Annotated in this window: 13 protein-coding genes; 1 reads left to right on the top strand and 12 read right to left on the bottom strand. The window is 72.5% G+C overall.

All coding sequences use genetic code 11. The features are described from left to right. Window positions 1-2: 2 nt before the first annotated feature. The 7 genes from rlmN to J0911_RS13430 form a co-directional block, all read right to left on the bottom strand. A complete protein-coding gene (gene rlmN, locus J0911_RS13460) occupies window positions 3-1,163 on the bottom strand; it encodes a dual-specificity RNA methyltransferase RlmN (RefSeq protein WP_207275962.1) in 1,161 nt (386 codons plus the stop codon). Next, on the bottom strand, window positions 1,163-2,002 hold the full coding sequence (locus J0911_RS13455) for a phosphatidate cytidylyltransferase (protein ID WP_207275961.1): 840 nt from the start codon (window positions 2,000-2,002) through the stop codon (window positions 1,163-1,165). Before J0911_RS13455 ends, rlmN begins: the two co-directional genes overlap by 1 nt. Window positions 2,003-2,061: 59 nt before the next feature. Next, a complete protein-coding gene (gene frr / locus J0911_RS13450) occupies window positions 2,062-2,619 on the bottom strand; it encodes a ribosome recycling factor (RefSeq protein ID WP_207275960.1) in 558 nt (185 codons plus the stop codon). Between the two features lie 82 nt (window positions 2,620-2,701). Further along, on the bottom strand, window positions 2,702-3,457 hold the full coding sequence (gene pyrH / locus J0911_RS13445) for a UMP kinase (RefSeq protein ID WP_207276002.1): 756 nt from the start codon (window positions 3,455-3,457) through the stop codon (window positions 2,702-2,704). A gap of 208 nt (window positions 3,458-3,665) precedes the next feature. Continuing rightward, complete coding sequence (gene tsf, locus J0911_RS13440; RefSeq protein WP_207275959.1) at window positions 3,666-4,505, bottom strand: translation elongation factor Ts; 840 nt, start codon at window positions 4,503-4,505, stop codon at window positions 3,666-3,668. A 33-nt stretch (window positions 4,506-4,538) separates the two neighbouring features. Next, window positions 4,539-5,486 carry a 30S ribosomal protein S2 gene (gene rpsB / locus J0911_RS13435; RefSeq protein WP_207275958.1) on the bottom strand — a complete coding sequence of 316 codons (948 nt, stop codon included), beginning with the start codon at window positions 5,484-5,486 and terminating at the stop codon, window positions 4,539-4,541. A 328-nt stretch (window positions 5,487-5,814) separates the two neighbouring features. After that, window positions 5,815-6,504: a YoaK family protein gene (locus J0911_RS13430; RefSeq protein WP_307865078.1), complete on the bottom strand. Its 690-nt coding sequence runs from the start codon at window positions 6,502-6,504 to the stop codon at window positions 5,815-5,817. Between the two features lie 230 nt (window positions 6,505-6,734). On the opposite strand from J0911_RS13430, the gene J0911_RS13425 reads away from it, so the two are divergent. Beyond that, on the top strand, window positions 6,735-7,337 hold the full coding sequence (locus tag J0911_RS13425) for a murein hydrolase activator EnvC family protein (RefSeq protein WP_242636706.1): 603 nt from the start codon (window positions 6,735-6,737) through the stop codon (window positions 7,335-7,337). Between the two features lie 48 nt (window positions 7,338-7,385). Here J0911_RS13425 and J0911_RS13420 read toward each other — a convergent pair whose 3' ends face one another. From J0911_RS13420 to J0911_RS13400, 5 genes are all read right to left on the bottom strand, one after another. Continuing rightward, entirely contained in the window at window positions 7,386-8,339 is a 954-nt protein-coding gene (locus J0911_RS13420; protein WP_307865077.1) for a tyrosine recombinase XerC, read from the bottom strand. Window positions 8,340-8,430: 91 nt separating this feature from the next. Then, window positions 8,431-8,910 carry a peptidoglycan-binding domain-containing protein gene (locus J0911_RS13415; RefSeq protein WP_207275957.1) on the bottom strand — a complete coding sequence of 160 codons (480 nt, stop codon included), beginning with the start codon at window positions 8,908-8,910 and terminating at the stop codon, window positions 8,431-8,433. Window positions 8,911-9,111: 201 nt separating this feature from the next. Continuing rightward, window positions 9,112-10,500, bottom strand: coding sequence for a DNA-processing protein DprA (gene dprA, locus J0911_RS13410; RefSeq protein WP_307865076.1), 1,389 nt, complete (start codon window positions 10,498-10,500; stop codon window positions 9,112-9,114). Then, window positions 10,493-12,022 (bottom strand): YifB family Mg chelatase-like AAA ATPase, encoded by a 1,530-nt coding sequence (locus J0911_RS13405; RefSeq protein WP_207275956.1) that lies wholly within the window; start codon window positions 12,020-12,022, stop codon window positions 10,493-10,495. Before J0911_RS13405 ends, dprA begins: the two co-directional genes overlap by 8 nt. Then, entirely contained in the window at window positions 12,022-12,426 is a 405-nt protein-coding gene (locus J0911_RS13400; protein WP_207275955.1) for a YraN family protein, read from the bottom strand. Before J0911_RS13400 ends, J0911_RS13405 begins: the two co-directional genes overlap by 1 nt. Window position 12,427: the final 1 nt, after the last annotated feature.

The following is a 12,427-nucleotide window of genomic DNA, read 5'->3' as shown; positions in this document are numbered from 1 at the left end:
ACTCACTCGTCGTCCTCCTCAGCGGCCAGCTGTCCGCAGGCGCCGTCGATGTCGCTACCGCGTGTGTCCCGGATCGTCGTGGGAATCCCCTGCCCGCGCAATCGTGCCACAAACTCGTCCTCGACCTCACGATCACTGGCGGTCCAGATCGAGCCGGGAGTCGGGTTCAACGGGATCGGATTGACGTGGACCCAGCCCTTGCCGCGGGCGTTGAGCTTCTTCCCGAGAAGGTCGGCGCGCCAGCCGTGGTCGTTCATGTCCTTGATGAGGGCGTACTCGATCGACACGCGACGGCCGGTGACCTCGTAGTAGTGCCGGGCGGCGTCGATCGCCTCGTCGACGCTCCACCGCGTGTTGATCGGGACGAGTTCGCTGCGCAGGTCGTCGTCGGGCGCGTGCAGGCTCAGCGCCAGCGTGACGGGGATGCCCTCGTCCGCCAGCTTGCGCATGGCGGGAACCAGCCCCACCGTCGAGACCGTGACGTTGCGCGCGCTCATGCCCAGGCCGTCCGGCTGCGGGGCGACGAGCGTTCGGACGGTCTCGATGATCGCCTTGTAGTTCGCCAGCGGCTCACCCATGCCCATGAAGACCAGGTTGTTCAGCCGTGCGGGGCCTCCAGGAATCTCTCCCCGGTCCAGTGCGCGGAACGCGGCCCGTACCTGCTCGAGGATCTCCGCGGTGGACAGGTTCCTGGTCAGGCCGAGCTGGCCGGTGGCGCAGAACGGGCACGCCATTCCGCAGCCCGCCTGGCTCGACACGCACAGCGTGGTGCGGTGCGGGTACCGCATCAGCACCGACTCGACCTTGGCGTCGTCGAACAGGTGCCAGAGCGTCTTGACCGTCGTTCCGCCGTCGGCCTCCATGACCTTGGTGGGCCGGATGAGCGGCGGGAACATCGTCTCGGCGAGCGCGGTTCGGCTCGCGGCCGGCAGATCGGTCATCTCGTCCGGGTCGGACGTGAAGTGCGTGAAGTAGTGCGTGGCGAGCTGCTTGGCCCGGAACGGCTTCTCCCCCGCCTCCACCACGGAGGCCACCCGCTCGGCCGGGGTCAGGTCGGCGAAGTGGCGCGGCGGCTTGCCTCTCCGGCGCGGCGCCATCTGGAGCGGTATGGGCCGGGTCTCGTCACCGGGACGGACCTGCGAGGCAGAGGACGGAACAGGCATCAGGCAACCACCGAGAGCACGAGGTAGACGAAGGGCGCGGTCAGCAGGAGTGAGTCCAACCGGTCGAGCACGCCCCCGTGCCCCGGGAGCAGCGAACCCATGTCCTTCAATTCTAGGTCGCGCTTGAGAAGGGACTCGGCCAGATCGCCGATGGTCGCCGTCACAGCCGTCAGCACGCCCAGGATCACGCCCACCCACGGATCGACGCCCAGCCCGTAGACCGCGCCGAGCACGCCCACCGCCGAGGCGAGCACCAGGGAGCCCATGAGGCCCTCCCAGGACTTCTTCGGGCTGACGGTCGGAGCGAGCGGGTGCCGGCCGAGCAGCACGCCGGCGATGTAGCCTCCGGTATCGTTCGCCACCGCCAGGAGCACGAACAGGGCCACGCGGAGCTCGCCGTCGGGCTGCGCGAGCATGAGCGCGACGAACCCGGCGAGGAAGGGCAGATAGGCCGCGCCGAACGTGGCCGCGGCCGCGTCACGGACCGCCGTCGTCCCCGAGCCGTCCAGCGCCCGCCACACCACGCACGCACCCACCGTGAGCATGAATGCGACGAGCAGCGCCTCGGCGCCGCCGTAGTAGGCCGAGACCAGCATCCCGACCGAGCCCGCGAAGAGCGGTGTCATCGGCAGCCGCAACTGGCGGCGGGCGAACGCCTGCCGCAGTTCCCACAGACCCGCCCACATGAGCACGGCCTCGAACGCGAGGAACGGCTCCGGCCGCCAGTACAACGACGCGGCGACCGCCGCGAGCAGGAGGAGGCCGACGGCGATGGCGGCCGGCAGGTTACGGCCGGCGCGCGACGTCCGGCCTGCGGCCGGCTCGGGCGACCGTGGCATCGGGACCTCGCTCGGAAAGGGTGCGGGCTGGGCGGTACTGGGCTGGAGTCGGCGGTCCATCAGACCTCGAGCAGCTCGCTCTCCTTGCCCGCGAGCAGCGCGTCCACGGCTTCGACGTGGCGCTTGGTCAGGGCCTCGAGATCCTTCTCCGCGCGAGCCACCTCGTCCTCGCCCGCCTCGCCGTCCTTGACGATGCGGTCGAGCGTGTCCTTGGCCTTGCGGCGCACGTTGCGCACGACGACGCGCGCCTCCTCCGCCTTCTGCTTGGCGAGCTTCACGTAGTCGCGGCGCCGCTCCTCGGTGAGGGTCGGCATGACGACGCGGATCGCGTTGCCGTCGTTCGACGGGTTGACGCCGAGATCCGACTCGCGCAGGGCCTTCTCGATGGTGGTCATCGAGCCCTTGTCGAACGGGGAGATCAGCACCGTGCGCGCGTCCGGGATGTTGAACGACGCGAGCTGCTGCAGCGGCGTCGGAGCCCCGTAGTAGTCGACGACGATCTTGTTGAACATGCCGGCGTTCGCGCGCCCGGTACGGATCCCCGCGAAATCCTCCTTGGCGACCTCGATCGCCTTCTCCATCTTCTCCTCGGCTTCGAGAAGTGTCTCGTCGATCACCGCTGCTCCTGTCTCTTGCTGCTGGTCCGTTGGGGCACTGCTAGGTCACTCTAGTCCGAACGGGCGAACTGAGCGGGTAGCCCTATCGTGCGGTGACGAGGGTGCCGAGGGGCTCGCCCTGCAGGACGCGCGTCACGTTGCCGTCGCCCTCCATGCCGAAGACCCGCATCTGCACGTCGTTGTCACGGCACATGCTCAACGCGGTGGCGTCCATCACCGCCAGGCCCTTCACGAGGGCCTCGGTGTAGGTGACGTGGTCGAGCCTGCGCGCGTCGGGCACCTTGCGCGGGTCGGCGTCGTAGACCCCGTCGACGCCGTTCTTGCCCATCAGGACCTGCTCGCAGTGCGTCTCCAGCGCGCGCTGGACGGAGACCGTGTCCGTCGAGAAGTAGGGCAGGCCGGCGCCCGCGCCGAACACCACCACGCGCCCCTTCTCCAGGTGCCGGATCGCTCGCAGCGGGATGTAGGGCTCGGCGACCTGCCCCATGGCGATGGCCGTCTGGACCCGGGTGGTGACCCCGGCCTGCTCGAGGAAGTCCTGCAGGGCGAGGCAGTTCATCACCGTGCCGAGCATGCCCATGTAGTCGGCGCGCGCCCGGTCCATGCCCGCCTGGCTGAGCTCGGCACCGCGGAAGAAGTTCCCGCCGCCGACCACGATCGCCACCTGGATGCCACTGCGTACCGCGGCACCCACCTCGGCGGCGATCCGCCGGACGACTCCCGCGTCCAGGCCGACACTGCCGCCACCGAACGCCTCACCGGAGAGCTTCAGGAGCACACGGCGCGCGGGCCTGCCCTCGGAGTCGACGGCCCTGCCGGTGGCCGCGTGCGGTGTCATGGCGGCCGCCGGGGGCAGCAGCCGCTGCTCCTTGCCGCTTCGGTCGTCCTGGTCGCTCACGTGCCTCGCCCTTCGTTGGTGGTGGTTCCCTGAGAATCGTGCCGCACGTGCCGCCGCCTCGCGCCTCCGCGGATCGCGGCGCCGCGGCCGTCGTCCATACGCAGGTGGCCCGGCCCGCGCGTGCGCGAGCCGGGCCACCTGGTGTGCGTCAGGAACCGACGCGGAAGCGGACGAACGCCTGCAGCGTGCCGTTCGCGTCGGCCACGTACTTGCCGACGGTCGTCTTCTGGTCCTTGGCCAGCGGCTGGTCCAGGAGCACGACCTCCTTGAAGAAGCCGCCCAGGCGGCCCTCGACGATCTTCGGGAGCGCGGCCTCCGGCTTGCCCTCGGCGATCGAGCGCTCGCGCGCGATCTCGCGCTCCTTCTCGACGACGTCGGCCGGAACCTCCTCGCGGTTCAGGTACTTCGGCGCCAGGGCGGCCACGTGCTGGGCCACGTCCCTGGCGACGGTGGCGCCGGCCTCGTCGGTCACCACGACGACGCCCACGCTCGGCGGCAGGTCCTTCGCCGTCCGGTGCAGGTAGGTCGTGATCCTCGGGCCCTCGACGCGCGCGACCCGGCGCAGCACGACCTTCTCGCCCAGGGTCGCCCCCTCGGCGGCGATCAGGTCGGCGACCGTGCCGTCGCCGGCAGGAGCGGCGGCGGCCGCGACCTCGTCCGCCGCGCCCGCGGCCGCGGCGGCCTCGAGAACGGCGTCTGCCAGAGCGATGAACTTCTCGTTCTTCACGACGAAGTCCGTCTCGGCGTTCAGCTCGATCATCGTCGCGACCTGGCCGTCGGCGGTGTCCGAGACCTTGGCCACGACGAGACCCTCGGACGTGGCGTTGCCCTCGCGCTTGGCGGCGCGGGCGAGGCCCTTCTTGCGGATGATCTCGACGGCCTTCTCGGCGTTGCCGTCGGCCTCGTCGAGAGCCTTCTTGACGTCGAGCATGCCCGCGCCGGTCTTCTCACGCAGAGCCTTGATGTCAGCGGCGGTGTAGTTCGCCATTGTCGTTCGTCCTCCGTGCAGGTAGGTCGGCTGTCACTTCTCGGTGGGCTCGGCGACGGGCGCCTCGGTCTCCGCGGGCGCGTCCGTCTCGGCGGGCGTCTCGGCCGTGGCGGCCGGGGCCTCCGCGGCGGGAGCCGGCTCGGCGGGAGCCTCCGTGGCGGCCGCCTCCGTGGCGGCCGGAGCGGTCTCACCCTCGGCGGCCTTGGCCTCGCCCGACAGGAGCTCGCGCTCCCACTCGGCCAGCGGCTCGGCCTCGGCGGTGGCCTCCTCCTCGGCACCGGTCTTGCCGGAGTGACGCTTCATGAGGCCTTCGGCGGCGGCGTCGGCGATCACGCGGGTCAGCAGGCTGACGGAGCGGATGGCGTCGTCGTTACCGGGGATGGCGTAGTCGACCATGTCGGGGTCGCAGTTGGTGTCGAGGATCGCCACGATCGGGATGCCCAGCTTGCGAGCCTCGTCGACCGCGAGGTGCTCCTTGTTCGTGTCGACGATCCACACGGCCGAGGGGACCTTGGCCATGTCACGGATACCGCCGAGCGTGCGCGTGAGCTTGTCCTTCTCACGGCGCAGCACCAGGAGCTCCTTCTTGGTGAGACCGGAGCCGGCGACGTCGTCGAAGTCGATCTCCTCGAGCTCCTTGAGGCGCTGCAGGCGCTTGTGCACGGTCGAGAAGTTGGTGAGCATGCCGCCCAGCCAGCGGTGGTTCACGTACGGCATGCCGACGCGCGCGGCCTGCTCGGCGACCGCTTCCTGCGCCTGCTTCTTCGTGCCGACGAACAGGATGGTGCCGCCGTGGGCGACGGTCTCCTTGACGAACTCGTAGGCACCGTCGATGTACGACAGCGACTGCTGGAGGTCGACGATGTAGATGCCGTTGCGCTCCGTGAAGATGAAGCGCTTCATCTTCGGGTTCCAACGGCGGGTCTGGTGCCCGAAGTGGACACCGCTCTCGAGGAGCTGACGCATGGACACGACGGCCATGACACGTCCTTCCGGTGCACCGCAGGGCTCCGCCCGTGCCGGTGCACACGATCAGGCGGCGGCAGCTCTCGCTCCCGCCGCGGTTTCCGGTTGCGTGACGACCGCCGGCTGACGGCCGTCCCTGGCGTCACCCCGCCCGGCGCCACCCTGGCCGGAGCCGGGGCGGACCGCTGCCGTGACGGGCACACGTGACGCGCGATGTCGATCGGTGAGTCGCTTGCTCGGCACGCCGATCGCGGCTCGAAGTCTACCGGACGACCACGGTGCCGGACGGGCCGCCGCCTGTGATCCGCGCGATGCCGCGTGGCCCCCGCCCGCCGCGGCCGGGTCAACGGTGCCGGAGGTGCCCGATCACGGTGACCGCGAGGCTACCGAGACCCGCCACCAGCATCCCCAGGCCCACACCCGCATCACCGGCGACGTTCAGGAGGACGGCGCCGACGGCGGCGCCGGCGAGGATCAGCACCACCGCCAGGAGACGACGCGCCCAGTTCTCGCCACTGCCCTGGGCGAGACGGGAGTCCGCCGCGAGCCCCGTGAGCGTCGAGGTGACCACGACCGTCGTGACGTCCTTCACCGCGATCCGCCGGGCGGCGGCGGCCTGGAGGCCCATCGCGACGGCGAGCACACCGGTCACGGAGAAGCCCCACGGCGTCCCCTCGACAGGCGGCTCGACCATGGCAGCCACGCCCAGCACGGTCGCGACCGTCCCCGTGGCCGCGAAGGCGATGGTCGAGGCCCGGGCCCAGTCCCGCGGCGCGGCGTTGGTCAGGCGACCGCCGAGCAGCGCACCGGCGAAGAACGCGCCGAGCGCGAGGAGCGGCCCGGCGACGGGAAGGTCGTCGCCCCCCGCGAGCGCCATCCCGAGGATCACCACGTTGCCGGTCATGTTCGCGATGAAGACGCGGTCGAGCCCCAGGTAGCCGACGGCGTCGATGATCCCGGTGGTGAAGGTCAGCACGAGCATCAGCACGAGCCGGGAGGGAATCCGGGAGCCGTTGGCGGGAGTGGTGCTCACGGCGTCATGGTGCCATGGGCCAGGACCGCACCGGTCGCGCCCGACGTCTCCGGGACGATGCCGTGCGCGTCAGGATCGGCACGGCCTCCGGCGGCACGGGCGGTCCGTCCGTGCCGCCCCGGGAACGTGACGCCGCGCGACACCGACCCGATTCCGTGGACGGCTCAGATGATGCACACCCCGCCCCGGCGCCCGCCGCGGATCCATGATCCTCACGTCAGGCTCGTGCCATGAACCTTGTCGCCGCGATGCTCCTGACCCTCGCGCTCGTCGTCCTACCCGCCAACCCTGCCTACGGGATCGGCGGTCCTCACGCCGAGGGCCGGGAGGACGTCACGGCGAGCGGTCACCCGGCGAACGATCACCCGGCGACCCGTCGGGGAAACGGCGGACCGCCTGCGAGTCCGGCCGGGTACGTGTCGCCCGTGGGCGGTACGCGGGTACCGGGCGGCGTCCTGCGCACGTTCGACGCACCGGAGAGTCCGTGGGGCGCGGGCCATCGTGGCGTGGACCTCGCCATGACCGCGGGCCAGGAGATCTCCTCGCCCGCGCCGGGAAGAGTGGCGTTCGCCGGCATGGTCGCCGGCCGGGGTGTCGTCGTCGTGGAGCATGCGGACGGGTTGCGGTCCAGTCTCGAACCGGTGACCCCGGCGGTACCGGCCGGCACGCCGGTGGACGCCGGCGAACCGGTCGGCAGGGTCGCGGCGGGACCGGGTCACTGCGGCCGTGAGCTCTGTGTCCACTGGGGCGTCCGGAACGGGGAACGGTACATCGATCCCCTCGCCCTGCTGCTCACGGAGCGTCCGGCCGTCGTGCTGCTCCCCGACGGCTGAACGCTCCGAGCCCGTCGCTCCGGCCGGGCGTGCGGCCGGACACGCGCGTCACGCTCGGGGGAACGCCTGCGCGTAGACCGCGCGCAGGCGGTCGGCGTCCACATGGGTGTAGCGCTGCGTCGTGGCCAGGCTCGCGTGCCCGAGAACCTCCTGGACGGACCGCAGGTCCGAACCACCCTGCAGGAGGTGGGTAGCCGCCGAGTGGCGCAACGCGTGAGGTGCGACGTCCTGGACGCCTGCCAGCGCCGCGAGCCGGTGGACCGCTTCACGCACCTGCCGTTGCCCCCATCGCCCGCCCCTCTCCCCCACCAGGAACGCGTCGCCGGTAGTGGCGGTCGCGAGTTCGGGCCGCCCCTCGGCCAGCCACTCGCGCACGGCACGTGCGGCCGGGACGCCGAAGGGCACGACCCGCTCCTTGCCCCCCTTGCCCAGCACCCGCACCAGACGCTCCCGCTCGTCGACCTGGCCGACGTCGACCGAGACGAGTTCACCCACCCGGATCCCGGCCCCGTAGAGCAGTTCGGCGGCGACCCAGGCGCGCAGCGCGGCAGGCCGGGCGGCGCCCTCCGCGCCGTGTGCGCCTTCCCGCGCGGTATCGAGCAGTCGGGCCGCGTCGTCGACGTCGAGAACTGTCGGCAACGTCCGCGGCACCTTCGGGCTCGCCAACCGCGCGGAGACGTCTTCGTCGACGAGGCCGGCGTTCGCGGCCCAGCGCAGGAACGCCCGAGCGGAGGCCCCGCGGCGCGCGAGCGTGGACCGTGCGAGGCCCCGGTCCGACTGCGCGGCGAGCCAGCCGCGGAGCGTCGCGAGATCGAGTGCGCCGAGCGACCGCCGCCCGTGCCGGGCGGCGTACCGGAGCAGGTCCGTCACGTCCGCGAGGTAGGCGCGTCGTGTGTGCGCGGAAAGGCCGCGCTGGGTGTCGAGATGCGTGGCGAATCGGCTCACCGCCTCGTCGACGTCGGCGGGAAGCCTCGGCAAGCCGGACAGGTCCGTAAGGTCCACGTATTCCAGTTTGCTGCCGCCCCCTCGATTCCCGGCGCACGTCAGGCGGCGTGTCACCGCGGCCCTCGGCGAGCTCGCTCGGGCCGGGCGATCAGATCCTGCTGCAGCCGCCGCCTCCGGTGAGCGGCCACCGCATGGCGTCGCGGGTCTCGGGCCCGTAGTAACCGTCGACCTCGGCGCCGACGGCGATCTGGACCTTCTTCACGGCCTCCTCCGTGTTTTCGCCGAAGACGCCGTCGGTCACCAGCCCCGTGCCGTAGCAGGCGTTCATCGCCGACTGGAGGGCTCGGACGCCACTTCCGCTGTCGCCTCTCGTGAGCTGACAGTTCCGCGATCCTGTGGCGGTGTAGTACGGCTGCGTCGTCGCGTACGACCCCTTCCGCACCGCCTTGCTGCCGTTGCAGTGCGGGTAGGCGGCGGCCTCGATCGAGGCCGTCTCACCCGCCCCTGCGTTCTCACCCGCCCCTGCGTTCTCACCTGCCCATGCGTTCGCGACGCCGGTCAGGCCTGTGACCGACACGAGCACGGCGGCCGCCACGGCGGCCATGCGCGGCAGGATTGTCGTACGCATGTGGACCTCTCCTCGAAGGGCTCGGACTCCTCGTCCCGGCAAGGACGAACGGTGCCGGAACACTACGGAGACGGCCCCGGCCGGACAAGACGTTTCGACCATCCCTGAACGGTTCCCGTGCGCGGGCCCTGTCGCCCGGGCATGCCGCGCCCGGGCGCATCCGTCCGCAGACCCGCTCGCCCCCGCACCACACCCACGACCTCAGCTCGTCCTCGGCGGGCGGGCACGGCGCCAGGACCCCGCGTCCTTCTCGGCGAGGCCTTTGATCAGCAGGCTGCCCAGCTTCGCCCGGACGTCGGGAACGCCGAGGCCAGCCACGGTGGCGACGGACTCGACGGGCGCGGCCTGGCGCACGGGCAGTGCGTCGAGCACCTGGCGCGCGACCGGGTCGAGGCCGTCCTCCGGCCGCTGCTCCACGGCCGGTTCCGGGACCGCGTCCGCCATCAGGTCGCCGGCGAGCTCGGCGGCCTCCGCGTCGTCGGTGACGCACACGGCGGCGCCCGAACGCAGCAGGTCGTGGCATCCGGTGGACGCCATGGAGGTCACCGGTCCGGGCACGGCCCCCACGGGCCGCGCGATCGAGGTCGCGTGGTTCGCCGTCGACAGCGCCCCGGAGCGACGGGCGGCCTCGACGACGACGGTCGCACCGCCGAGGGCCGCGATGATCCGGTTACGGGCCAGGAACCGCTGCCGGAAGGGCACGGACCCCGGAGGAACCTCGGAGACCACGGCGCCGTCCTTCAGCGCGGCCCGCATCAGCCGGCTGTTCGCCGCCGGGTACAACCGGTCGACACCGGATGCCAGGAGCACCACCGTGCTTCCGCCCACCGCGAGCGTCGCGCGGTGCGCGACGGCGTCGATCCCGTACGCGCCTCCGGAGACCACGGTGAACCCCCGGCCCACCAGCCCGCGCGCCATCTCCTGCGCGACGGCCTCGCCGTACCCGGTCGAGGCTCGCGCCCCGACCAGCGACACCGAGCGCCGTGTCAGACCGGCCAGGTCCGCCCGGCCGCGCACCCACAACGCCGTCGGCGCCGCCGACCCGAGCGCGGCCAGGGGCTCCGGCCATCCCGGTTCTCCCGGCACGAGCAGCGTCCCACCGAGCCGCTCCAGCGCCTCCAGATCACGCGCCGGGTCGAGGCTCTCCAGACGCTGTGCCCAGCGGCGCACCCCGGCCATGAGTACACGCGCGGACGAGCCCGGGGCGCGACGCCCACCGCTGCCACCCCGGCCGCCGCTGCCACCGCTACCGGCGCCACCGCGGCCACCGCGCGCGCCGCCACCACCGCTGCCGCTCTCGCCGCCGCCGGGGCGTCCGCGACCGCCCCCGCCGTCCGCGTCCACGTCGTCCGACAGGGTCCGGGCCACGCGCTGCCCGGCCTCCATCCGGGCCAGTTCTGCCGAGGCGGCCGCGGGCGCGCGGACCGCCTCGACGAGCCACCCGAGCGCAGGCCCTGCTCCCAGCGCGCCGACGAGCGCCCCCGCGACGACGTCGGCCGGTTCGGCAAGTCTGCTCCACGCCGCCCGCGCCATCCGCTCGTCCATGGTGTCGATGGGGAACCGGGGCAGATCGGAGAGTCCCTCAGGCACGGGGACCACCTCGCAGCGCGACGGCCTCGTTCACCTCGTCCGGTCCGGGTGAGCTCTTGCCGTGCAGGTCCGCCAGCGTCCACGCGACACGGAGCACCCTGTCCACACCCCGCAGGCTCAGCAACCCCGAGGACAGTGCGGTCGTGACGATCTGGTCGATCTTCCCGCCCGGCTCGACGCGCTCTCGCAGCCACGCCCCCGGGATCTCGGCATTGGTCGTCCACCCGGTGCCCCACAACCGGTCGCGCGCCGCCTGGCGAGCCGCCAGCACGCGCTGCGCGACGACGGCCGTCGATTCCCCGGGCCCCGCGGCCCGCTCGGCCGGATCGACAGGCAGCACATCGACCTGGAGGTCGACGCGGTCCAGCAGCGGGCCGGACAGCCGGCCCAGGTACCGCCGCCGCATCATCGGCGTGCACGTGCACCGCAGCCCCTTCCCGATCGCCTGACCACACGGGCACGGGTTCGCCGCCAGCACCATCTGGAACCGTGCCGGATACCGCACCGAGCCTCCCGACCGGTGCACCGTCAGCTCGCCGCGCTCCAACGGCTGCCGCAGCGTCTCCAGCACGCTGGGCCGGAACTCCGCGGCCTCGTCCAGGAACAACACCCCGCGATGTGCCCGCGTCACGGCCCCGGGACGCGGTATCCCGCTCCCACCCCCGATCACCGCCGCAGCGGTCGCCGTGTGATGCGGGTCCTCGTACGGCGGCCGCCGGATCAGGCCTCCGGCCGGGTCGAACGACCCCGCCACCGAATGCACGGCCGTGACCTCGACCGCCTCGGTGTCGGTCAGGTCCGGCAGAATTCCCGGGAGCCGCGAGGCGAGCATCGTCTTCCCGGCACCCGGTGGCCCGACCAGGAACAGATGGTGGCCCCCGGCCGCCGCGATCTCCAGCGCCCGGCGGGCATCGGACTGCCCCACGACGTCGGACAGGTCCCCGGCGGATCGCCGGGACGTGCCCGCCGGCTCCTTGCGAACCGGCTCGACGCCTCGCACGAGCTTGTCGTCGCCCCCGTGCAGCACGACCGCCTCGGCGAGGCTCGCCACCCCCACCACGGACGCTCCCGGCACGAGCCGCGCCTCCTCGGCGTCGGCCGCGGCGACGACCACCCGCTCGAAACCGGCCTCCACCGCGGCGGCCACTGCCGGGAGCACCCCGCGCACGGGATGCACGCGCCCGTCCAGGCCCAGCTCACCGATGTGCACCACCCGATCCACCTGCCCCGCCGGAATCTCCCCCGCCCCGGCGAGCACGGAGACCGCCACGGCGAGGTCGTAGCCGCTGCCCCGCTTGCGCAGTCCCGCCGGCGAGAGGTTCACCGTGATCTTCCGGACCGGCCAGGTCAGACCGGTGGACGTCACGGCGGCGCGGACACGGTCCCGCGACTCGCTGAGCGCGGCGTCCGGCAGGCCGACGACGGTGAAGCCCGGCACGGTGGCGCTCAGGTGTGCTTGCACCTGCACCATGTGACCGTCCAGCCCGACGAGCGAGACCGCGGTCGTCGTCGCGATGCCCATCAGAGCACCGCCTCCAGGTGCTCGACGACCGGCGCGGCGCCGGCCGGCAGCATCACCGCGATCACGTCGATCCGCACCGCGGACCAGCGACGTGGCAGGTCCGAGCGCTCACGAACGCACGCGCGCTCGACGGCCTGCCGGTGCACTCCGGCCCATCGTCCGGCCAGGAGGCGCAGCCGGGCCAGCTTCGCGCCCGTCACCGCCTCGCTCGGGTGCCCGAACCCGGGTCCGGACCGGGTCTTGACCTCGACCACCACGAGCACGTCGCCGTCGAGCGCGACGATGTCGACCTCGCCGAGACGCCCGCACCGCCAGTTCGTCGCGAGCACGGTCCATCCGCGCGCCTCGACATGTGCCAGCGCTATCCGTTCGCCGCTGCGGCCGACCTCGTCCTTGGTTCGCATC

This window comes from Myceligenerans salitolerans (assembly GCF_017349295.1).
Classification (GTDB): Bacteria; Actinomycetota; Actinomycetes; order Actinomycetales; family Cellulomonadaceae; genus Myceligenerans; species Myceligenerans salitolerans.
This window is presented reverse-complemented; position numbering and strand designations above follow the sequence as displayed.